Below are 22,018 nucleotides of genomic sequence, written 5' to 3'. Positions count from 1 at the left end.
GAAACAATGGAAAAGATACTTTTTGTCGATGACGACCCGATGCTACTGGCTGGTATTCGCCGCCAATTGCGGAACGAATTCGACGTGGATTGCGCCGAGGACGGTCCCTCCGGTTTGGATATGATCAACAGCGGCACGAACTATGCGGCAATCGTCGCGGACATGCGCATGCCAGGTATGGACGGCGTAGAGTTTCTTTCTTCCGTCGCGGTCCGGCATCCGGATCCGACCCGCATCATGCTAACGGGCAACAACGATCAGGAGACCGCGGTCAAAGCGGTGAATGAAGGCCATGTGTACCGCTTCTTGAACAAGCCTTGCACCATGGACGAGTTGCGGGAAACGCTGAAAGGCGCCATCGAACGTCATCGCCTGCGCTGTCTGGAACGCGACCTGATGGAACGGACGCTGGCCGGCAGCGTCAAGGTGTTGCTCGACGTCATGGAAGTAACCAACCCGATTGCCTTCGGACGGGTTTGCGGCCTGCGCGGTTTGGCCGAAAAGACGCACGAAGCCCTGGGTGCCATCAACAACTGGGAAATCAAGATCGCGACATTGTTGTCGTCGATCGGGTGGATCAGCGTCCCGGATGACATCATCCAGAAAGTCGTGTTGAAACAGAAACTGACCACCGAGGAGCAGGAGCTCATCGAGCGTCATGTGGATGTCGCCTATGACCTGATCAAATGGGTGCCGCGCATGGGTGGCGTGGCCAGTATCATTCGCTATCAGGAAAAAAACTTCGATGGTTCCGGCTATCCCGACGATGCTATCGCGGGTGAAAAAATTCCCTTGGGCAGCCGCATTCTGAAAGTGTTGAACGCGGTGACCCCGATGGGGGCCAATATGCGACCCGACCCGGAATTGTGCCGGAACCTATCGATGGATGGGGAGGAGTACGACCCCGCGGTGGTCCTGATCGTTCAGGATATTCTGGACCATGACGCATCTTTCCGCGGTACGGATCAGGTTGAGGTCTTGGAACTTCCGCCGTCGCGGCTGATGTCGGGGGATATCTTGGAAACCGACCTTTGCGCATCCGACGGCACGCTGCTTCTGTCCGCAGGGCACCAACTGACGCATCTGCATATCACGAAACTGCGTCGTCATCCGAAATACAAGATGATCATAGAGCCGGCGACGGTCAGCCGGTTGATCATCTGATCCCATCCTTTTTTTGGGGAAGACGTCCCGAACCTCGACGACAACGACACCGGGCCCCCAAGACCGGCGCCTAGTCCCTCCCGGCGCCGGTTCCATCAGGTGCTCTGTCGCGATCAGACCTCCTTGCGGCAGAGCACCTCGATCGGAACTAGATTTCCACTGATGATCCCTTTGGCGGTATTCGCCGTCGCGACCTTCGCCAAGGCCGGACCGTGAATTAGATGAACGCCCCGATGGGGCGGCTTTTCACCGCGATCCAGCATTGCCTTGCTGCGTTTACCGAATTCCAAATTCGCTTCGGTCGCGTCCCTGACATTCTCGACGTGAAACCCGGCCGCCTGCAGCCCGGAAACCGTATCTTCCACACTCACCAGGAAACTCGCCGCTTCGGTATCCGCCCAGGGGGTCGGATACTCTATCGCGGCCGGATTCCCGCTCGCCAATTCGGACAGGACCAAGGGGGCACCGGGCCGCAAGACACGAAGCGTTTCCCGGTAGAACCCGTCCTTGTCTTCGATATTCATCGAGACATTCATGCAAAAGGCCCCGTCGAAACTGTCATCGTCGAACGGCATCGCCAACGCATTTCCCAATTCGAAGGATACACGGTCGGCCATCCCGACCAGATCGGTCAGCCGCCGCGCCACGTCGATGAACTCTTCCGTCAGGTCTATGCCGGTAACGCGGCAGCCGTAGCGATCCGCCAGATAGCGGGCCGGGCCGCCGATGCCGCAGCCGATATCCAGAAGATGTCCCCCCGGACCGGGATCGAAAAGATCGGCAAGTTCCCGTGTCGCCTCGAAGGCGCGGCCATGGAACTGGTCGTACGGGGCCAGGTCGGCAAGTGTCGGGTGGTTCGGGTCCGCGCCGTCCGTCGCAAGAAGGGCACACAGCCGCTCAAATAAAGCGCCATCCGTGTAGTGGCCCGCGATATCCGCTTCACGTTCCTTCGTCATTCGCATCCTTCCAGACTGCCTGTTGCCGTTCAAACAACGGTCCTATCAGGTGCGTTTCACGACCGGGGAGACCGGACAGACGGAAACCGCCATCGATACGATCGGGGTCAGACCGCGGACACCATTTTCATTGGCCGGTCCGGCGGTCTGCCGCATCCCGCCCCTTGGCATCGCCGGTGACGCCGCATCGCCCAGCCTTAGCCCGGTGGTTCGGCTGAAGCCGATGAGACCAAAGGCCATTTCGAAGAAGTCGAACAAACTAACTGATGTGTTACGCATTGTTGGCTGGGGCGGTTGTCGCCGCCCGACCTCCTATGACATTGCAAAACCGGTTTCGCCCCCTCGCCCTTGCAACCACCTAGGCTTACCATTCTGTGGGTGGCAGACAGGGGGAGCGGGCTGGGTGCGCGCCAAGAAAATTGGCGCTAGGCCGTTTCGTTAAACAACTCACGGCCGATCAGCATCCGGCGGATTTCGCTGGTGCCCGCGCCGATCTCGTAAAGCTTGGCATCGCGCAGCAAACGGCCGGTCGCATATTCGTTGATATAACCGTTTCCACCCAGCGTCTGAATCGCTTCAAGGGCCATCCAAGTGGCTTTTTCCGCCGCATAAAGAATGACCCCGGCTGCATCCTTTCGGGTCGTCTCACCCCGGTCGCAGGCCTGCGCCACCATGTAGACATAGGACTTGCAGGCATTCATCGTCGTGTACATATCCGCCAGCTTGCCCTGCATCAGCTGGAATTCGCCGATGGCTTTACCGAACTGCTTTCGTTCGTGCAAGTAAGGCACGACGATATCCATGCAGGCCTGCATGATGCCGGTCGGGCCGGCCGCCAGCACCGCGCGTTCATAGTCGAGGCCGGACATCAGTACGTTGACGCCGCGGCCAACCTCGCCGAGCACGTTTTCTTCAGGCACTTCGCAATCCTCGAAAACCAACTCACCGGTGTGGCTTCCGCGCATGCCGAGCTTGTCGAGCTTCTGGGCAACGGAGAAACCCTTGAAGGTTTTCTCGACCAGGAAGGCGGTCATCCCGCGCGGCCCGGCATCCGGATCGGTCTTGGCATAGATCACCATCGTATCGGCATCCGGCCCGTTCGTGATCCACATCTTGTTGCCGTTCAGGACGTAGCGATCGCCCTTCTTGTCAGCCCGCAGTTTCATGGAAACGACGTCCGACCCCGCGCCCGGTTCCGACATGGCCAGTGCGCCGATATGATCGCCGGAGATCAGCTTCGGCAGATAGCGCTTTTTCTGATCCTCCGTCCCGTTGCGGCGGATCTGGTTAACGCAGAGGTTGGAATGCGCGCCATAGCTGAGGCCTACCGAAGCGCTCGCCCGGCTGATTTCCTCCATCGCGACGACATGTTCCAGATAGCCCATGGCCGCGCCGCCGTATTCCTCCTCGACCGTCACGCCAAGCACGCCGAGGTCCCCCATCTTCTTCCAAAGGTCCATCGGGAACTGGTCGGTGCGGTCGATTTCTTCCGCCCGCGGCGCGATCTCATCCGCCGAGAAGGAGCGGACGGCATCGCGCAGCATGTCCGCGGTTTCACCGAGGTTGAAGTTCAGGCTGGGATAATCGTTGGCGATCATGATTTGCTCCGTTTCCTCCGGCGGGGCGTTCAGCCGCCCCGCGCCTCATCATTCAGTTTTCGGCACGCCGCCTGGTTATTCCGGCGGCGCGTCCGGCGTGTCCTTCAGCACCATCAACGTCACCAGGGCCGTTGCGCAATGCTTCTCCGTCGCCGCGTCCCCCGCCCCATTGAGCACGTAAAGGTCCGACTGACAGATCATCAGACTGCCGCCCGCGCGGATCACCCGCGAACGGCCCAGCATCGTCCTGCCATGCGCCGGGGCCAGCATGTTGATCTTATACTCCACCGTGATGACCGAGTCTTCGGCCCGCATCAGGGAAAAGGCCGCATAACCCGCCGTGCAATCGGCCACGGTGCCGACCATCCCGCCATGCAGGAAACCGTGCTGCTGGGTCAAGGCATGGTCGTGATCGACCCGCATTTCCACATAACCCGGTTCGACGACCGGCATGGTGATGTTGCAGTGATGCATGAAGGGTTGGCGGTTGAAACTGTCCCGCACCCGGGTTTCGAAATCGGGGTTCTTCGGCGCGAAAGTCGGTTTTGCAGGGGTCATTTGGCGGTCAGCTCCTTCAACCGCGCGACGCTCTGCTCTTCCAGCGCGTCGAGTTCCGCCAAGGTCTCGTCGATGTCGCGGCGCTTATCCTCAAGCTCCGCGCGGCGTTCCCGCAGCTTTTCGATGAACAGGGTCAATTGACCGGACTCGCCCGGCGGCGCGTCGTACATACCGACGATTTCCTTGATCTCCGCCAGCGTGAATCCAAGACGCTTGCCGCGCAAAATCAGTTTCAAACGCACCCTGTCGCGGGATCGGAATATCCGGTTCTGGCCGTCCCGCAGCGGGCTCAATAACCCCTCGTCCTCATAGAACCGGATCGTCCGCGTCGTCACGTCGAAGGCGTCGGCCAGTTCACGGATGGTATAGGTTTGGGACATGACCTGCTGTTCGCGGTTATCTTGCGCTGATTTACGTTTACGTTAACGTAAGTCCATTTGCGAGGCAATAGCGGGTGGCGGGCAAAAAAAACGCGCCCGGTCTGGATGACCGAGCGCGATTTTGGAAACCTGCGGCGCGGCGGATGACGCCGCGCTGAGCAGTTCTTAAGCTGTCATGCCGCCACGGCGCATGCGCTTCAGCGCGCCGATGCCGAACAAGCCGGTCAACAGCAGGACCGCGGCCGGCGGAACCGGGATTGCGGTCACGCTGGCAACACCGATCCCGATGACCAGATCATCGAGATCCTTGTCGAAACCGCCGCCGCCATCGCCGAAGAAAGCAATCGTCGACCCATCGGCGAAGCCGAGCGCGTTTTCGTCAATGACGTTCAGGAAAGCCATTTCCAACTGCCCGTCGATATCGCCGGTGTTGCTGGCTTCCTGCGCGCCTTGCGAGGTGCGGAAGACGAATGGCAGCAAAGCGGGCGCGGCCCCAAGATCAGCCACCGAAAAAGTGCGTTGGGTCGTGGCGCCGATCGCGGCGGTCTCATCGAAAATCAGATCGAACCCACCGTTGCTGTCCTGAAATGCCAGATTGAAGTACCCGGCTTCGGATCCGAAATACGTGAACTGGATGGTGACCGAGGACAACCCCGCCAGACCATCGATGGCCAAGCCGCGGTTTTGGCCGTTGCTGCTGGAATTGAAGATGTTCAGGGTTTCGTTGTTCAGCGTCCGGTCCGTGCTGCCGGTATCGATGAAACTATCGATCTGCGACAGGACAGAGCCCGTGCCGGGCCCCGGATTGAAGTGTGCGATCCCGGGCTTGTTGTTGTTCACATCAAGTTCCCGCTGCAAGTCCGGCGGGCCGAGGATCACCAGCGATGCCGCGTTGGCAGCGGTGTATCCGAACACCGACGCGCTGAGGACAGCGGCTGCGGCGAAGGTTTTGAAAGCGATACGCATGGATGCCTCCCCTAAGGCTTAAACAATCGAAGAATTGACGACACATTTTTAGAAACGACCGGACCAGTATAGGTTATGCACGTTTCCTCCAATAGGGGGCGCTCATACACGGGCGTTGCATATTCGACCGTCCTTTTGAACGACTGTTAACAAAATCAATCGATACAGCGTCCTGTTCACATCCCGGTTTCACATGCCGGTTTCACATGCCGGATTTAAATCCCGTTCCGGGCCGGGCCGCTGTCATAGACAATTGCGCCACCGGCGATCGTCGCGCGCACCTGCGGACCGGCCGATGTTTCCGGATCGACGAGAACCAGATCCGCCCGTGCCCCCTGCGCGATTTCACCGCGATCGGAAAGCCCGGCGGCCAGGGCCGGATTCCGGCTGACACGCGCCCAGGCTTCCGGGAAGGAACAGCGCCCGTCCCGCACCAGCCGGAAAGCCGCGGCCAACATGCTGGGATAGTAATAATCGCTGGCCAGAATATCGCACCGTCCCGCCGCGACATTTACCGCAGCGTCGAGCGACCCATTATGGCTGCCCCCGCGCATCACGTTCGGCGCGCCGAGAACGATGGGGTTGCCCAGCCGCAAGGCTTCGTCGGCAGCTTCGTCGGTCATCGGGAATTCCGCCACCGTGCAACCCAGCCCGTTGTACCAGCCGCGCGTCTCCGCCGTCGTGTCGTCGTGGGAAAGCTGAGCCACACCGGCCTTCACCGCCGCGGCGGCCAGGCGTTCGATCGCGCCCGGCACATCGTCCTTGCGCGCCGCGACACGCTTGGCGAGGTCGACGAAGTCCTGCTCGGTCAAACCGGTCCGGCCGGTATATTCGCCAAGCTTCTTCTTCTCGGGGCTGAGGACGCGCTTAAGGATGGTGGGCGCGTGATCGTTGAAGGCCAGCAGGTCGATCCGCCCCGCCGCGATCCATTCCGCCACTTCTTCCACCGCGTCGAGGTTATAGGTCTCCCACCGAAGATGGGTTCGCGCATCGCAGCCGAAGGACGGCCGCAATTCCTCAATCGCATCCAGGACGCTGCGGCATTGCTCCGCGCCACGCAGTCCCGGTTCCCAGGAATAAGTGATGCCATGGAAAGCCGTCGTGATGCCGTTGGACACCAACTGCCGGTCGGTATCCATGAAGGCAATGGCATGGTCCACATGGACGCCCGGGCGCGGCATCATCTGGCGCTCGAAGGCATCGCCGTGAATGTCGATCATGCCCGGCAAGACCCAAAGGCCGGTCGCATCGATTTCCCGGCCATCGGAAGCACCGCCCAAGCCGGCTATATGGTCACCGTCCAAACGAACGCTGGTTTCGGCGAAATCGCCGCTGGGCAACAGGACCTGGCCGTTCACTATCGTCGTCATACTCATCCTCCAAACCGCAATCGCGCCGCGCAACCGGGACCGCATCTCTATCCCGGCCGGCCGACGGGCAACAAGCCCCGACGGGCCTATTCGGGCCGTTGAAACAAAACCTTCTTCGGTTGTTCGCCGTTCCGAAACATTTCCGAAACGCCGTTGCCGCACACCAGCCCCATCCTCACACGCCATGAAAAGGCGGACCGGGTTGGGCGTGACGCGCCCTGCCCGCCACCTGGTTCAAAGCCAACCATGCCGCTGGAGAATCGAAACGGCGGCATCGAATCCGATTCACCTTTAAGGGACCTGCACGATGAATAGACGCCGTTTTGTTTCCGCCGCCGCCGGCGCGCTTGCCGCCACGGCGATTGCCCTGACCGCCACGGCCGCCAGCGCGGCCGAGACGATCCGCTTCGCCGTTACCGATGTCGAGGGACTGGAAGCGCTGCAGACCGAGTTCGGCCCGTTCCGCGACAAGCTCAGCGCGCTCACCGGGTACGACGTTGAATTCTTCCCGGTCAACAGCCGCACCGCCGCGGTCGAAGCTTTGAGTTCCGAACATATCGACTTTGTCCTGACCGGCCCGGCGGAATATGTCGTCTTCAAGTCCCGCACAGACGCCAAGGTGGTGGTCGGCTGGCAGCGGCCTGACTATTTCGCGCAGATCGTCGTCATGGCCGACGGACCGATCAAGACCGTCGAAGACCTGCGCGGCAAGAAGGTTTCCTTCGGCTCAGTCGGCTCGACCAGCCAGCATCTTGGTCCGGCCCAGGCCCTGGCCGATATGGGCCTTGTCTATAACAAGGACTACGCACCGCAGATCATTTCGCGAAACGTCGCCGTCGAAGCGATGATCCGCGGCGACCTTCAGGCGGTCGGTATGAACTTCGGTCATCTCAATATAATCCGGAAGGCTTTTCCGGACCATGCCTTCACCGTCGTCGCGCGCGGCCGAGACCTGCCCAACGACATTCTGATCGCGGGCAAGCATGTGTCGGCAGAGATGTTCGACAAAATCCGCACCACCTTCATTGAGCATGGCAAGGATCTGATGGCGCAGGTCGTCAAAGGCGACGACAACAAGAAATATCTGGGCGGGCATTTCTTGGCTACGATCGAGGACAAGGACTACAACTATGTCCGGTCGATGTACTCGACCATCGGTGTGGACAAGTTCAACTCCTTCGTCGGCAACTAGGCCGCCGTGTCCGAGTCAACCGCAACCCGGTCCAGGCCGGTCGAACCGGGCATACCGGAAGCATCGGGGGTGGAGTGCAACTTCATCCCCGGCCCCGTTGTGACGGAAGTGCCCGCCGACCGGCCCGCTACCGTCTGTGCCGTCGACAGGTTGGTCTTGCGCTTCGGCGGGCGTGGATCGCCGGCAATCCTGAAAGGTGTTTCGCTCGTCATCGCCGATGGCGAAGCGGTTGCCGTTCTGGGGTCGAACGGCGCCGGCAAATCGACGCTGCTGCGATGCCTGCCAAGATTGCTGGAGCCAAGTGAGGGGTCCGTCTCGCTGTTAGGCGAAGACGTCATGTCGCTTCGGCGTGCGGGTCTCAGGCGATTGAGAAGCCGGATCGGTTTCGTTTTCCAGCGCCATAATCTGTCGACCCGCCTATCCGTTCTGTCCAACGTCATCCACGGCGCCCACGGCCGCGCCGGCGCCCTGCGCGCCTGTCACCAGGCATTGGCGCCCCAGGAACTGCGGGAAGAAGCCATGGACTGCCTGGCGCAAGTCAGCCTGACGGATCTGGCCGGCAGACGCGCCGACCAGCTGTCCGGCGGCCAATCCCAACGGGTGGCGATTGCCCGCGCCTTGATGCAGCGCCCGGAAATCATGATTGCGGACGAACCGGTCGCCAGCCTGGATCCGAGTTCGGCGGAAGAGGTGATGGACCTTTTCGCGCGTTTGATGCGCGAACGCGGCATCACCCTGATCTTCACGTCCCACCACTTGAAACACGCACTGGCCTATGGCGACCGGGTCGTCGCCTTGAAGGCCGGCCTTGTCGTCGAGGACAAACCCACCGCCCGGCTGCGGGAACAGGACCTGGATTGGATTTATGACAGCAACGACCGGACCTGATCACGGCGTGCCCCATCGCATGGGGAAAATCACCCCGCTGGCCTTCGCACTGACCGTCGGCGCCGCCGCCTTCGTCCTGGTGTCCTTCAACCATGTGGGATTGTCCTGGGAAAAGATCCTCGGCGGCGGCCCCGGTCTGGCCCGTTTGGTCAGCCAGATGTTTCCGCCGGACCTGAGCCGCCTGACACCGGTGCTGGTGTCGCTGCTGGAAACCTTTCAGATGGCCGTCGTCGGGACGGTTCTGGGCATCGCCTTCAGTCTGCCCTTGGCGGTGATGGCCAGCGCCAAACACGCGCCCCATCCTTTGTTGCGAATTGGGTTCCGCGGGCTCATCGCCTTTTTCCGAACCGTCCCCGACCTGATTTGGGCGCTTGTCTTCGTCATCGCAGTCGGCCTGGGTCCCGCGGCAGGCACATTGGCCATCATGATCGATACAATCGGGTTCTGTGCCCGCTTCTTCGCCGAAGCGATGGAAGAGGCCGATGACGGCCCGCAGGAAGCACTGACCGCCATGGGCGCCGGGCGCACCGGCATTCTGTTCAGCGCGGTCTACCCGCAGGTGATCCCAAGCTTTATCGCCACCGGCCTGTTCGCCCTGGAAAAGGCGACCCGGTCGTCGGTGGTGCTGGGCCTGGTCGGTGCCGGCGGCATCGGCATCGAATTGAAGGTGGCGATGGATTTCTTCAGCTACGACCTGGCCTGCATGATCATCATTTCCATTTTCATCCTGGTCCTGATGGTGGAACAGGCAAGCGGGTGGCTGCGCGCGCGCGTTCTATAATATGGCCTATAAAATAATGTACGGCGCCGAATGCGGGTCGTCGGCCGGCGCGGTCAGGGGATCAATACCGCCGCGCCTGACAGGCGGCCTGCACGCAGATCATCCAAGGCTTGTTGAGCTTCGGCCAGGGGATAAGGGCGGACATGCGTTTCGATCGGCACCTCGGCGGCAAGCGCCATGAATTCATCCCCGTCCGCGCGTGTCAGATTGGCGACCGACCGGACCACGCGTTCCTCCCAAAGGATGCTGTAGGGAAAGCTGGGAATGTCACTCATATGAATGCCGGCGCAGACGACCGTGCCGCCTTTTCGCACGGCTTGCAGGGCGGCGGGGACCAACCCGCCGACCGGCGCGAAGATGATGGCCGCATCCAACGGCTTCACAGGCGCCTCGTCTGACCCACCGGCCCAGACGGCGCCCAGCCCACGCGCGAAGTCCTGCGCCTGAATGTCGCCCGGCGAGGTGAAGGCATGTATCTCGACACCCTTTGCCATGGCGACCTGGGCAATGATATGGGCAGCCGCCCCGAACCCATACAGACCGAGCACCTTCGCGTCCCGGACCATGGCCCAAGACCGATAACCGATCAGCCCGGCGCAGAGCAGCGGCGCGGCGTGCGGATCGTCATATTCGTCCGGCAAGGGGAAGACGTACTGGGCATCGGCAACGCAAAATTCCGCGTAGCCGCCATTCAGCGTATAGCCGGTAAAACCGGGCGTATCGCAAAGGTTTTCCTGATGGCCGCGACAATAGTCACAATGCCCGCAGGTATGCCCCAACCAGGGCACGCCGACGCGGTCACCGATTGCCAAGGCGTGACCTTTCGACCCGGCCGTTCCATCCGACTCCTCAGGCCCGATCGCCTCGACCGTGCCGACCACTTCGTGACCCGGAATGACATTGGACAGCGGTTTGGAAAGATCGCCATCGACCACATGCAGATCCGTGCGACATACCCCGCAGGCATTTACCTTGATACGAACTTGACCCGGGCCCGGTTCGGGGATGGTAACATCCCGCAGCTCAACCCCGCCTCCGCCGTCGCGCAGAACCATTGCCCTCATCAATTCAGCCATGTTCAAGCTCCACCGCTGCCTTTAGCGATCCGCAGCATAGCGAAGCTTTTGCGGCAGGAAATGAGATGGATCAAACCCGGTCCGGGCAAACCGGCCGGATAGGTTCATCCGGCCAGGGTCTCGATCCCGATGGTTTGGAAAGGCCCAAGCTGATTGTCCTGGATGCCCAGGAAAATCGGGTCCTTCGCCTGACGGTAAATGTTCACCTTGGCGTTGAAGACCGACCGCGACCTGCCGTGCTTGTCCTGGATCCGGTAGCGGTTGATACCGAAGCCGCCTTCCTTCACCGGCGGCCCCGTCAGATAGACCTTGATGTCGGAAATCTCATCATCGCTGAGGACCAGGCCGTTCAAGTCAGCCAGATTCAATTGCGCCGTTTCGATAAATTCCCGCGTGCCCAGATGCCAATCTTCCCCCGTAAGCGGATGCGGGGTGGTGATGTCGAAATCGCCCATGATGATCTGGCCCGGAATAGCCCGTTCGATCATCCGCGCCAGTTCGATGGTCACGTCGCCGACGATGTAGCTGAAGGTGGTCGGGCTCAACCCTTCCGATTGATAGAATTCATAATGATCGCCGATATGAAAGGCGGCCCGCAATTTCGGCACTGAATTACTGGTCGCCTTGCGCTGGGCAATCGCGTTGTCGGCCAGGATCAGATGCATGAAGTGATACAGATCCCGGTTCGCCTGCAGGCTGGATGTTCGGTTCCAGATATAAAACCCGTCCCCCGTCGTGGATCTGGCGAATTTAATGGTGATCGACTTGTCCCGCAGCTTGGCATGCGCGGAGTTCACCGAATAGGCGAGACTGTTCAGCTGTGTCACCTGTTCCAACGGGCTGAGCAGCGAAAAGCCGACCGCGTCGAATAGCGCGACCGCCCGGTCCGTCCCGTGCGACAGGGAATAGCGGCGGATCAAGGCTTCCACCGTCTCATCGTCCAGCCAGCGCCCGGTCGCGAAACCCAGATCGACGCTCACGATCTCGGTCCCCAGCGCTGCGGCGATACGTTTCAGCCAGCGCGGCGTCACCTGTTTGCGGCCGGATATGATTTGAAAGATGAAGCTGACTTCCTCGATCCGGTTTGGACTTGTGATGTAGTCGATGATCGAATGATGCGGGACGATCAGAATATCCAGCCCTTCATGGGATGGCGTCCAGGCCAGGATGATGTTCTTTCCCAGCTTCCAGTTCCGATGCAGGATATCGTCCAGCTTGATGATGCAGGACCGAACCTCCGACATCGACGCCCCTTCCGGCTTATGCCGGGACATGTCGAGAAACGCATCGATCCAAGATTGCCGCGACTGATCGTCTTTCGCGTGCATGGCTCCCCCCCCAAATTACTTTGCTCGCCGATCGTGTTCTACTGTGACGGCGAGTTCCCCAGGCCAGCACCCCAATGCTGCCGGTCACTAGGCTAGCGGGATTCAGTCAAATTGAACACTACACCGTGTATTCGTCCATCATGCTGGTATCGGAACACCCCCCTCGCAAACTTTTTTTCAATGCAGATGCATGCCGCTATCGCATCCCGTCGAATCGTTTCACGCTTCAAATCGAACCGGTATCGCGGATAGGAGGATTTCATGTCCAACCTGCATTCTGGGCTTCAATCGGGCCGATTGGTTCATTTGCGAACACCGCGCCTGAAGGCGCGGTTCGGCTCCACCGCGGTGATCCTGCGGTGCGACGGGGAAAGCGCCACGCTGTTCACCGATGCCGGCAAGGCCACGGTCAAACGCCAGGACTTTTCCATTCCCGCCAAACCCGCCGCCGACTGTCTGCCGATGCGGCTAAGGCTTCCCTTCGGGGATTGGGAGGAGGAAGACGGATCGCGCGTTCTGTTTTCCCGCGACTTCTGCCCGCTTTGGCGGATCGGTCCCGGCGAGGCGATCGCACCGGACATGCCTTGGCGGCCGGTCGGGCGGGAACGGGAAAACCGGTATTGGGATTTCCGCACCGCGCCCTGGTGCGACCGGACGACGGAACTGCGGATGGAAACGCTGCTGCAGAAGATCGGCATCACCAGCGATCCGATCCTGGGCGACGCCTTATTCCTGATGATCCGCAATCCGGATCTGTCGATCCGCGAGGCGGTGATGGAAATGGGGCGCAAGGTGACCGAACCGATGTAGCGTCGCCGGCACCGCGACCGGACCGCACGCGGGTCGGCGGCCTGTATTTTCCCGCCTGAAACCATGACAAAATCGGCGAAACATTAACCGTCATGGTTTAACCGGCCGCATGCCGTCAACCGTCGTTCATAAATCAACATTAGTGCTTGCCTTGTTACTAAACTGACCTAGCCTCACGGTATCAGATTAATGGGGAAGAGGTCAGATGAGGAAAATCTTAGCAGCATTCTTTGCGGCGTTGCTGTTTGTCCCGGCATCCGCTTACGCGGTCGGGATAAACTACGGCGGCACGATCACATCGATCGAACTGGACGGACCGACCGTCCTCGACGGGGAGTTCGCCGTCGATCAGGAGATATCGGGACAGCTCATATTCGACGATACCACCGGCGCCATGTCGCTGTTGAGTTTCTCGGACGGCACGAGAACCTGGGCCTATGTCGATGGCGGAAGATTCGCAGAAACAACGTTCTTCTCAATCCCGTTAGCGCCATCCTTGGATTCCAACGATTTCAGTGCATCCTACTCTTTCGTCAATCCGCCGCCGACGGGCCCTACCATCAACGGGCACACTTTCACGACCCTTCTGCTGACGTATGGCGAATTCCTCGACCCGGTTCAAAACTCCGGCGCGGATCCGATCCTCACTCCGCCGGCCTTGCCGAGCCTCGCCGACCTTATCGCGATGGCGAGCGCCCAAACCTCGAAGGGTGGATTCAAGGGCGCCTTAGAATTCCGCGACATCGATCACCCGGATGGTATCAACGGCTCGGTCGCACGAATGCGCTTTGACATAAACAGCGTGACCGCAATTTCGACCGTTCCCCTGCCGGCGCCGTTCCTGCTGTTGTCCGCGGGCTTGATCGCCCTATTCGGCGTACCCCGCCTCAAGCGGCGGCGCGCAATAGCGTAACCTGGACCGTAACCTGGGTCGCGTAGGCCAAAACCGTTTTCACGTAACGAAATAGCCTCTCCGTCTTTCGCAGCCGGAGAGGCTATTTACTATTGTTAGAATGGTTTTCCGCGCTGACAGGTATACCGCCTACTTTTCCCAGGGCGGGACCGGCGTGAACTTTTCGACCAGATAGTCGATGAAGGCGCGAGTCTTTGGCGACAGATGACGCGGGTCGGGATAGACCGCGTGGATCGGCGAGGGTTCGTCTTCCAGGAAGTCGCCCAGCACTTCGACCAAACGTCCTTCCCGAATATCCTTCCGGCACAGGAACTCCGCGCAGCGCGCGATACCCAATCCGGCAATCAGCAGGTCGTAGATCGACTCGCCGTTATTGGCGACGAAATTGCCGGACGCCCGGATCGCTTGCCGGCGCCCGTCGGGATAGCGGAAGGGCCATTCGTTCAGGAACTGATGCCCGGCGAAACCCAGACAGTTATGATGGTTCAAATCATCCGGCGTTTCGGGAATGCCATACTTCTCTATATACGCGGGCGCGGCGCAGATGCGACGTTTGTTGTCACCCAGCTTGCGCGCAACCATGGCCGAATTGCTGAGCTTGCCCATGCGCACCGCGACATCGACGCCTTCCTCGACCAGATCGACAATGCCGTCGGACAGCATCAATTCCAGCGTCACTTCCGGGTAACGGTCCAGGAATTCGGAAATGATCGGCGCGACCTGATGCTCACCAAAGGCGACCGAACAAGTCACTCTAAGGTGACCACGCGGCGCGGTCTTGGAAAGGGAAACAGCCTGCTCCGCCTCATCGATATCCGACAGAATGCGCTTAACGCGGTGATAAAAGGCATCGCCCTCTTCCGTCAGGTTCAAACGCCGCGTCGTGCGCGTCAAAAGCCGCACACCCAAACGGTCTTCCAGCCGCGTAATCTGCTTGCTGACCGCAGAAGGGCTCAAACTCAAACTGCGCGCAGCGGCCGAAAACCCGCCGGTATCCACGACGCGCGCGAAGACCTGCATTTCATTGATGTTATCCATGACCCGGAAATCCCACCCATCGACGAATTATTTTTTCCGCTTGGGCACAACGACCCATAGCTTTGATGAACAATTAGCATAGACGAGCCGGCCAACCAACATTTTATGCCTGTGAGACGAGGTAAAAAGAACTAATAGACAGGCACCGACCGGGTAAAACTTCATCAATCCGCGGTCCGCCCGCATCGGAAATTCGGCAACAATGGATCGAACACGGCTAGGGCATGGGGATAAATGGCCGATGTCGTTAAAACTTCATGAAATCCGGCTTGATCCCAAAACCCGCAGAAAACCGCCATTTCATTATTAAATATTGTTGCATCGCACCATTATGTCACCGCTTATCTGTTCCTAGTATTCAAAGGTCATTTACATTTTTGACCCATTACATTTTCTGTGCCCGTGAGTATCTTTCAATCATGCAAACGGCGAAGAGCGGAACCCAGGTTTTCTTACGCAGTTGCAGCAAAATTCACCTGGCGGAGACAAGGCCGAAATATACTGTCCCGCCGCATATGGAAGGATTGATGTTATGACCACGATCACGAAACCCAGCATGGACTACAGCCCGGAACAGATCGACGCCGCGATTTCTCGCGCCCGAGTGGCCCGTAGCGAGACTTTCCATGAAATCTTCAAGGGCATCGGCCGCAGCTTCACCGGCTTGTTCGGTCAGACCGTTGCCACCGGGCGCCCGGTTACGTCCTAAGGATCTTGCCGTAACGGCTGCCGCATATTCCGGCACCGGGCAATTTCCCTAGTCTTTCGGGACCCTTCTGCTTCGGCCCGTTCGCTTCCTCCCAGGGACGGCCGGGGCAAAGGCCCGGAAACGGGGCATACTCCGCCCCGAACAGCTTAGGTCCATTTTTCGGACGGTTAGTACGAGTACCCTTTGTAGAGTTTACGTTTCCTCCCAATACTGGCCCCTCGGCATTTCGCCGTGGGGCCATTTTTTTTGCCCGCGCAAAAAGATATTGGGGGATGTCGCGGTGGAATGGCGCGGCACGCTCACTTCAACTGAAAGGGTGATCCGGCCTGTCGGGCCTATCTGTCGACAAGCGCGGCATATTCCGCCGCCTGTTGCGCATCTTCCGGACGATTCATATTGAAGAACGGATCGAAAGGCTCTGTCCCGAAGGGAACCTCCGCCAACCGGTGACGGGCCGTCCAACGGTCGACCTTGCGGATATCCTCATCCACCATCGCGCGGCGCAAGTCACCGGCAAGTGATATTGGCCAGATACCCACGACCGGATGGGTGCGTCCATCCGACATCGCACAGGTCATATCCGCTTCTCCAGCCTGTATTGGGGCCGCAAGCCGCTCTACAAGGTCCGTGGGCAGAAATGGCGCATCGGTCGGCACGGTCAGAATATGCGTGTAGCCGCTGTCGACGGTAACCTCACCGCCCTTATCGGGGCCGTTTGTGGGATGCCCGTGTTGGGACGCCCATTCCATCCCTGTCAGCACGCCCGCCAAGGGACCGGCGAAATCGCCGATCGCATCCGGAATCACACGCAACCCATACTCAGCGAACCTAGCCGTATCGCCGTTGGCGTTCAGCACAAGGGTGTCGACCTGTGGCCCAATCCGCCCGATGATCCGGGCCAGCACGGTCTTGCCGGCAAGGGCGCGAAGGCATTTGTCACCGCCCCCCATACGCCGGGATTGTCCGCCGGCCAGCAGGATGCCGCAAAGACGCATCCCCTCCCCGTTCATTCTTCTTCCTCCGCCTGATCTTCAAGCGTCTCTGTCTCCAGCGCTTCGCTCCAGGTGACGACGCGGTTGCGCCCCCCCTGTTTCGCCGCATAAAGCGCCTTATCGGCCCGCTCGATCGACTGTTTCAGCGGAATATCGTATTTCACGCGCACGATCCCGAACGAGGCCGTGACCGGCAATCGGGTGCCGTCGGAAAGCGCGATCGGCGCGGTTTCCAACGCGCCGCGCAGACGCTCCAACACCGAAATCGCGGTCCCCGTATTGGCGTTCGGCAAGGTGATCAGGAATTCCTCCCCGCCATAACGGTAGATGGAATCATAGGGCCGCAAATTCGATTGGAAGCGCCCGGCGACACTGGCCAGCACCACGTCCCCGGCGGCATGGCCATAGGTGTCGTTGACCCGCTTGAAGTGGTCGATATCGGTCAGCGCCAAGCAAAGCGGGCCGCCGGTGCGCTGCCCGCGTTCGAATTCCACATCCAGGTCATGCGCCATGATCTGGCGGTTATGCAGACCGGTCAGCGGATCGATTTCCGATACCAGCTTGGCGAAAGCGTCCCGCAGCCGGCGGGATTGATCGTAGAACCGGCTTACATGATTGATAAGCCCATCGTATTCGGCCGTGCGGATCGGCTGTCCCTCCAGCACGACATTGGCCAAACGGCGCGCTTGTTCATGGATCTGCCGGTGGGAGCGGGTCAGTTCCTCAAAGGCGGGCTGCTGCAATAAACCGTCGCCGGACCGTTCCGACATCCATTTTCCGAACTGGGTCTGCATATGGGAGTCGAGCGCCATCACCCGCCTATCCGGCGGCTTGCCGCACACGATGGAACGGTGCCAGGCCTGCATGAAACGGCGCAGTTCATCGACGCCTTCGTCGAGCGCGCCGAGTACGTCCTGCGGCTTGCAGGCCGGCGGGCGATCAGGACCGCGCCGTTCCGCGCCCGTTTCCGACCCCTTCGCCGCAGCGCGATTCTTAGCGCCCCTGCCCGTTTCGTCAGACGGCGTCATCGGGCAGGCTCGCTTTCCGCTTATGACGCGCGTCTTCGTCATCGGCTTCCGCCGGGACAGCGTCGAAGACAATGCGCTCTTCCCCGGCAAGGGCAATGAAGCGGCGCCCCTTGGCCCGGCCGATCAGGGTCAAGCCGGCCTGCCGCGCCAAGTCGACCCCCCAAGCCGTAAAGCCCGAGCGCGACACCAGGATGGGAATGCCCATCTGAACCGTCTTGATGACCATTTCCGATGTCAGGCGGCCGGTCGTGTAGAAGATCTTATCGTCCGGCGAAATGCCGTTCAGATGCATGTAGCCCGCGATCTTGTCGACCGCATTGTGGCGGCCCACATCTTCCATATAGATCAAAGGCTTGTCGCCCTGGCACAAGACGCAGCCATGGATCGCGCCTGCGGCCAGATACAGGCTGGGCATGGTATTGATCGCCTTGGTCAGGTGATGCAGCCATGAGGTATGGATCCGCGCCGCTTTCGGCAGGGCCACATCCTCGAACTTTTCCATCAAATCGCCGAAGACCGTCCCCTGGGCACAACCCGACGTGCGCACCTTCTTCTTCAGCTTTTCCTCGAAATTGGTGCTGCGTTCGGTCCGCACGACGATCGTCTCGATATCGTCGTCATAGTCGACGGCGATAATTCTATCGTCGGCCCGCAGCATGTTCTGATTCAACAGATAGCCGACCGCCAGATATTCCGGATGGTCGCCGATCGTCATATTGGTGACGATCTCCTGCCCATTGAGATACAGCGTCAACGGCCGTTCGACGACGACGCGCGTTTCGACCTGACGTCCTTGATGATCGATGCCGGTCACCGCTTCGGTCAGGCGCGGGTCGTCCGGGTCGGGCACGACGATGGGCCCGTCCTGCGGCACATCGCCCCCGGCGCCGATCTTCGGCAGCGCGAACTTGTCGTTTCCAGCCTTTTGCGCGGTCATCCCCGGTAGCCTGCGGGTTGTTGAAATTGTTCCCATGAATATGGAACTCAATCCCCAAACCGGCAACCGCCAGTGAACCGCCCGGGAACTGAACGACAGTCTTCCGGCTGTCGTCAATCTGCCGTCGGCACCAACAGCTTCAACTCGCCTGGATGAATCTCGACGCTGACTTTCGGCGCCAAACGGATCAATTCGCCATCGACAACCACCCGTGCGGATCGTTTCGGCCGCGGAAATTCAAGCTCGACCTTGCGGCCCGACCCGGTTTTGAAATCGGAATTGCCGGCCCAGCTTCCCATGATCAAATCGGTGGTCAGACGCGCCGAGGCGCCCCGGTCCAGCGCAGCGGCGTGGTAAACCCCCAACACGCCCTGGTCCAATCGGTCCGCATAGGGCAGATGCCCTTCCCCGAACGGATTATTCGAAATCGAGACGACGCTGAACCTGCCATCCGCGACCCTTTCCCCGTCAACGGTCACCACGGCCGGAAATCTCGGCGGGCGGGAAAGCATCGAAAAGGTCGCCGACACGCTGGCGAGGATCTTACCGAAACGCGATTTGTGGCTGCTGCGTTTCCGTTCGTCGATCATGCGCGACTGCATCCCGACGGAGATTTGATGCACGAAAGGTCTGCCATTCGCCGTCCCGATGTCGCACTGCCGAACCGGCGCCCGGGCCAGCGCGGAGGCCGCCACCATGATATCCAGCGGAACACCGATGGAGCGTGCAAACAGATTCATGGTACCGGCCGGCAGAACGCCCAAGGGCATGCCGTTCTTCCAGGCATGGGCCGCCGCGCAACTGACGGTGCCGTCCCCGCCCCCGGCAATGATCGCATCCAGATCCCCGGCCGAGGTTTCTTGTTCCAGGGCGTCTTCCATTTCCTTGCCATTCACCAGGCAAACGTCGAAGTCGTGCCCCTCGCGGCCGAAAACCTCCCGCAGATGATCGGAGAACATCTCAAGATCCATGGTCTTGAGGGTTCCCCCCTCGCGATTGAGAACGGCGCGTATCCGCACGGTGTCAGGACTCCAATGATTAGATTCGGTTCGATGGATTAGAACGATGGATTGGATTCGTCACGGTGGATAACGCCCTTCCGGACGCTCAGGTTCCCCCGTTCACGGTCTTTTTCCGATATTGTGCATCGGTCGGGCTTGATTTCCAGGCCCCGGCACTAAAGATGTGTGCCATGATTGATCCGTTCGGCCGACATATCTCCTACCTACGCGTATCGGTTACCGACCGCTGCGACTTCCGCTGTGTCTATTGCATGTCGGAAGACATGACCTTTTTGCCTAAATCGGATGTGCTGTCACTTGAGGAACTGGACCGGTTGTGCAGCGCTTTCGTCGAGCTTGGCGTGAACAAGCTGCGCCTGACCGGTGGTGAGCCGTTGGTTCGCCGCAACATCATGTGGCTGATCGACCGGCTGGGACGTCACCTGAAGACCGGCAAGCTTAATGAGCTGACCCTGACCACCAATGCGAGCCAGCTGACCAAATACGCCGACGACCTGTACAAGGCCGGCGTGCGCCGCATCAACGTATCCCTCGACACGCTCGACCCGGCCAAGTTTCTGTCGATCACCCGGTGGGGTAAACTCGACAAGGTCATGGCGGGTCTGGAAGCCGCGAAAAGCGCCGGGCTGGACGTAAAGATCAACGCCGTCGCGCTGAAAGGCGTGAATGACGGTGAAATCCACGACCTCGTTGCCTGGTGCGGGCGCGAGGGCTTCGACCTGACCTTCATCGAAGTCATGCCGATGGGCGAAATCGGCGACGCGGAGCGCGTCGATCAGTATTGGCCGCTTTCCATGGTTCGCGCCGAACTGGCGAAACGGTGGACATTGGACGAAATCGACTACACGACCGGCGGGCCTGCCCGCTATTCGCGCGTTCGGGAAACCGGCGGGCGGCTGGGCTTTATCACACCGCTTACCCATAATTTCTGCGAAAGCTGCAACCGCGTTCGGTTGACCTGCACGGGGACGCTGTTCATGTGCCTGGGCCAGGAAGACGCGGCCGACCTGCGCACCGCACTGCGCGCCAGCGATGACGACGCGCTTCTGGTCGATGCCATCCACGAAGCCATCAGCCGCAAACCCAAGGGCCACGACTTCGTCATCGACCGCCGCCGCGGCGCCAAGAGCAATGTCCGCCATATGAGCGTCACGGGCGGCTGAATTTACAGCCGATCGGGTTCCAAGGCTGGCCGATCAGAAAATCGTATCAATGGGAACGGTCAAAACCTCCGCCGGCTTTCTTTCCGGCAAAGCGCCCTCCGGAACCCAAGAAAAAATCGTCACCCCGGCCAATCCGGTGACAGGACCATCAGGCTCATCCGCCAAAGGGAGTACGATCCGCTCGCCGATGGGAAGCCTGCCCTTCACCTCATAGACCATCCCCTTCATGCAAATCGCCGCACGGGAATTGACTAACGGCAGCCAGCGTTCCGTCACTTGGGGAAATACCTCGTCCGACAATACGTCCTTCAAGGTGCTGCCCTTCAAACGCCGCCCGAAGACGTCCACCAATTCCTGGCCCGCCAACCGAAAGCGGAAGGTTTCCGGAACCTCATAATCCATCAGGAATATCCAAGGCAGCGCCCAGGGGATCTCGATCGGGTCGATATCTCTGCGGGACGGCAAGCCCCGCCCCGTTCGCTTGGAACGCCAATAATCGAAGAATCGCAGAACATTCCGGGATTCCAGGAAGGTCGCGATTTTCTCAGCTCCGGAAACGGGCTGTGTTTCGCCAGACTCTGCAGGGGGCATTTTGAAAACTCAATTCGACATGTAGCAAGCCCCCCAGCCCTCCGGGAACCTAGCCGAGCGAACATGCCGAAAGCCAGCGCAAATCGTGATCAGCGCAAATCGTGATCAGCGCAAATCGTGATCAGGGCAAAAAGTTGCCGGAACCCATCGTTAATTGATCACCCTGCTCCGCGTCAGACCCGCTTTCGGCCTGCCGCGTGTGGCGCCGGCCTGATGATGAACCATGCGGGGGCGGCCGTCTTCCAAAATGAAAACGTTCGTTGCCGACAGAAAGGTCTCTTCGATCTTCTCGAAACAGAATACCGTCGCCATCGCCGGTGTGGCGATCACATAGGGGGCCTGACATTCGATCGGCGGTGCGTTCTGCAAAATCTCCCGCCAACTTTCTAGAACCGCTTCACGCCCGAAGAAGGGTTCCCACATCGGATGAATACAGCACTGGTTCGCCGCACTCGCCCAAAGAGCCGCCATGGCAGGAAAATCGCCTTCCCGAAACGCGGCATAGAAGGCTTCGTTGGCGAACAGGGCCGTTTCTTCGGTCATCATACCGATCGGCGC

At 60.0% G+C, this 22,018-nt stretch carries 24 protein-coding genes; 8 read left to right on the top strand and 16 right to left on the bottom strand.

From position 1 onward, the window contains the following. Positions 1-6 precede the first annotated feature (6 nt). Positions 7-1,164, top strand: coding sequence for an HD domain-containing phosphohydrolase (locus EOI86_RS05520; protein ID WP_127764102.1), 1,158 nt, complete (start codon positions 7-9; stop codon positions 1,162-1,164). A gap of 113 nt (positions 1,165-1,277) precedes the next feature. On the opposite strand, the gene EOI86_RS05515 is transcribed toward EOI86_RS05520, so the two are convergent. The 7 genes from EOI86_RS05515 to EOI86_RS05485 all read right to left on the bottom strand — a co-directional run bounded on the left by EOI86_RS05515 (position 1,278) and on the right by EOI86_RS05485 (position 6,992). Further along, complete coding sequence (locus tag EOI86_RS05515) at positions 1,278-2,120, bottom strand: class I SAM-dependent methyltransferase (protein ID WP_161973708.1); 843 nt, start codon at positions 2,118-2,120, stop codon at positions 1,278-1,280. A gap of 45 nt (positions 2,121-2,165) precedes the next feature. After that, a complete protein-coding gene (locus EOI86_RS05510; RefSeq protein WP_127764100.1) occupies positions 2,166-2,399 on the bottom strand; it encodes a hypothetical protein in 234 nt (77 codons plus the stop codon). A 146-nt stretch (positions 2,400-2,545) separates the two neighbouring features. Continuing rightward, positions 2,546-3,718 (bottom strand): isovaleryl-CoA dehydrogenase, encoded by a 1,173-nt coding sequence (locus EOI86_RS05505; RefSeq protein ID WP_127764099.1) that lies wholly within the window; start codon positions 3,716-3,718, stop codon positions 2,546-2,548. Between the two features lie 75 nt (positions 3,719-3,793). After that, positions 3,794-4,276 (bottom strand): PaaI family thioesterase, encoded by a 483-nt coding sequence (locus EOI86_RS05500; RefSeq protein ID WP_127764098.1) that lies wholly within the window; start codon positions 4,274-4,276, stop codon positions 3,794-3,796. Then, the gene (locus EOI86_RS05495; RefSeq protein WP_127764097.1) at positions 4,273-4,656 is read right to left on the bottom strand and encodes a MerR family transcriptional regulator; all 384 of its coding nucleotides are present in this window, start codon (positions 4,654-4,656) and stop codon (positions 4,273-4,275) included. The genes EOI86_RS05500 and EOI86_RS05495 overlap by 4 nt, the downstream gene beginning before the upstream one ends. A gap of 165 nt (positions 4,657-4,821) precedes the next feature. Next, the gene (locus EOI86_RS05490; RefSeq protein ID WP_127764096.1) at positions 4,822-5,622 is read right to left on the bottom strand and encodes a hypothetical protein; all 801 of its coding nucleotides are present in this window, start codon (positions 5,620-5,622) and stop codon (positions 4,822-4,824) included. Positions 5,623-5,837: 215 nt separating this feature from the next. Next, a complete protein-coding gene (locus tag EOI86_RS05485) occupies positions 5,838-6,992 on the bottom strand; it encodes an alpha-D-ribose 1-methylphosphonate 5-triphosphate diphosphatase (protein WP_205032071.1) in 1,155 nt (384 codons plus the stop codon). Between the two features lie 307 nt (positions 6,993-7,299). On the opposite strand from EOI86_RS05485, the gene EOI86_RS05480 reads away from it, so the two are divergent. Genes EOI86_RS05480 through phnE form a run of 3 tightly spaced genes read left to right on the top strand, consistent with a single transcriptional unit; the run spans position 7,300 to position 9,853 of the window. After that, positions 7,300-8,184, top strand: coding sequence for a PhnD/SsuA/transferrin family substrate-binding protein (locus EOI86_RS05480; protein WP_127764094.1), 885 nt, complete (start codon positions 7,300-7,302; stop codon positions 8,182-8,184). Between the two features lie 6 nt (positions 8,185-8,190). After that, positions 8,191-9,072, top strand: a complete 882-nt coding sequence (locus tag EOI86_RS05475; protein ID WP_205032070.1) for a phosphonate ABC transporter ATP-binding protein — start codon at positions 8,191-8,193, stop codon at positions 9,070-9,072. Continuing rightward, the gene (phnE, locus tag EOI86_RS05470; protein ID WP_127764093.1) at positions 9,050-9,853 is read left to right on the top strand and encodes a phosphonate ABC transporter, permease protein PhnE; all 804 of its coding nucleotides are present in this window, start codon (positions 9,050-9,052) and stop codon (positions 9,851-9,853) included. The genes EOI86_RS05475 and phnE overlap by 23 nt, the downstream gene beginning before the upstream one ends. Before the next feature lie 53 nt (positions 9,854-9,906). Here the strand turns inward: phnE and EOI86_RS05465 are convergent, their stop codons facing one another. Together EOI86_RS05465 and EOI86_RS05460 are read right to left on the bottom strand one after the other, a co-directional pair. Continuing rightward, on the bottom strand, positions 9,907-10,929 hold the full coding sequence (locus tag EOI86_RS05465) for a zinc-dependent alcohol dehydrogenase family protein (RefSeq protein ID WP_420810084.1): 1,023 nt from the start codon (positions 10,927-10,929) through the stop codon (positions 9,907-9,909). Positions 10,930-11,033: 104 nt separating this feature from the next. After that, positions 11,034-12,257, bottom strand: a complete 1,224-nt coding sequence (locus EOI86_RS05460) for a hypothetical protein (protein WP_127764092.1) — start codon at positions 12,255-12,257, stop codon at positions 11,034-11,036. 261 nt (positions 12,258-12,518) lie between these two features. On the opposite strand from EOI86_RS05460, the gene EOI86_RS05455 reads away from it, so the two are divergent. Then, positions 12,519-13,067: a hypothetical protein gene (locus tag EOI86_RS05455; protein ID WP_127764091.1), complete on the top strand. Its 549-nt coding sequence runs from the start codon at positions 12,519-12,521 to the stop codon at positions 13,065-13,067. Positions 13,068-13,272: 205 nt separating this feature from the next. Further along, complete coding sequence (locus EOI86_RS05450; protein ID WP_127764090.1) at positions 13,273-13,980, top strand: hypothetical protein; 708 nt, start codon at positions 13,273-13,275, stop codon at positions 13,978-13,980. A gap of 129 nt (positions 13,981-14,109) precedes the next feature. On the opposite strand, the gene EOI86_RS05445 is transcribed toward EOI86_RS05450, so the two are convergent. Beyond that, on the bottom strand, positions 14,110-15,018 hold the full coding sequence (locus EOI86_RS05445) for a LysR family transcriptional regulator (RefSeq protein WP_127764089.1): 909 nt from the start codon (positions 15,016-15,018) through the stop codon (positions 14,110-14,112). A gap of 532 nt (positions 15,019-15,550) precedes the next feature. Between EOI86_RS05445 and EOI86_RS24465 the strand changes: the two genes are divergently transcribed. Next, positions 15,551-15,727 carry a hypothetical protein gene (locus EOI86_RS24465; protein WP_153811690.1) on the top strand — a complete coding sequence of 59 codons (177 nt, stop codon included), beginning with the start codon at positions 15,551-15,553 and terminating at the stop codon, positions 15,725-15,727. 335 nt (positions 15,728-16,062) lie between these two features. On the opposite strand, the gene mobA is transcribed toward EOI86_RS24465, so the two are convergent. The 4 genes from mobA to EOI86_RS05425 all read right to left on the bottom strand — a co-directional run bounded on the left by mobA (position 16,063) and on the right by EOI86_RS05425 (position 19,703). After that, positions 16,063-16,737 (bottom strand): molybdenum cofactor guanylyltransferase MobA, encoded by a 675-nt coding sequence (gene mobA, locus EOI86_RS05440; RefSeq protein ID WP_127764088.1) that lies wholly within the window; start codon positions 16,735-16,737, stop codon positions 16,063-16,065. Beyond that, positions 16,734-17,789 (bottom strand): diguanylate cyclase, encoded by a 1,056-nt coding sequence (locus EOI86_RS05435; protein ID WP_127764087.1) that lies wholly within the window; start codon positions 17,787-17,789, stop codon positions 16,734-16,736. Before EOI86_RS05435 ends, mobA begins: the two co-directional genes overlap by 4 nt. Next, positions 17,734-18,684, bottom strand: a complete 951-nt coding sequence (gene fdhD / locus EOI86_RS05430) for a formate dehydrogenase accessory sulfurtransferase FdhD (RefSeq protein ID WP_127764086.1) — start codon at positions 18,682-18,684, stop codon at positions 17,734-17,736. The genes EOI86_RS05435 and fdhD overlap by 56 nt, the downstream gene beginning before the upstream one ends. 113 nt (positions 18,685-18,797) lie before the next feature. Continuing rightward, a complete protein-coding gene (locus EOI86_RS05425; protein WP_127764085.1) occupies positions 18,798-19,703 on the bottom strand; it encodes a diacylglycerol/lipid kinase family protein in 906 nt (301 codons plus the stop codon). A 173-nt stretch (positions 19,704-19,876) separates the two neighbouring features. On the opposite strand from EOI86_RS05425, the gene moaA reads away from it, so the two are divergent. Then, the gene (moaA, locus tag EOI86_RS05420; RefSeq protein WP_127764084.1) at positions 19,877-20,869 is read left to right on the top strand and encodes a GTP 3',8-cyclase MoaA; all 993 of its coding nucleotides are present in this window, start codon (positions 19,877-19,879) and stop codon (positions 20,867-20,869) included. Between the two features lie 33 nt (positions 20,870-20,902). Here the strand turns inward: moaA and EOI86_RS05415 are convergent, their stop codons facing one another. Continuing rightward, entirely contained in the window at positions 20,903-21,460 is a 558-nt protein-coding gene (locus EOI86_RS05415; RefSeq protein WP_127764083.1) for a PAS domain-containing protein, read from the bottom strand. A gap of 150 nt (positions 21,461-21,610) precedes the next feature. Then, a complete protein-coding gene (locus EOI86_RS05410; RefSeq protein ID WP_240035574.1) occupies positions 21,611-22,006 on the bottom strand; it encodes a nuclear transport factor 2 family protein in 396 nt (131 codons plus the stop codon). Positions 22,007-22,018: the final 12 nt, after the last annotated feature.

The organism is Hwanghaeella grinnelliae, from assembly GCF_004005845.1.
Classification (GTDB): Bacteria; Pseudomonadota; Alphaproteobacteria; order UBA8366; family Aestuariispiraceae; genus Hwanghaeella; species Hwanghaeella grinnelliae.
Note: the sequence above shows the minus strand (reverse complement) of the source record. Positions and strands in the feature narration are given on the sequence as shown.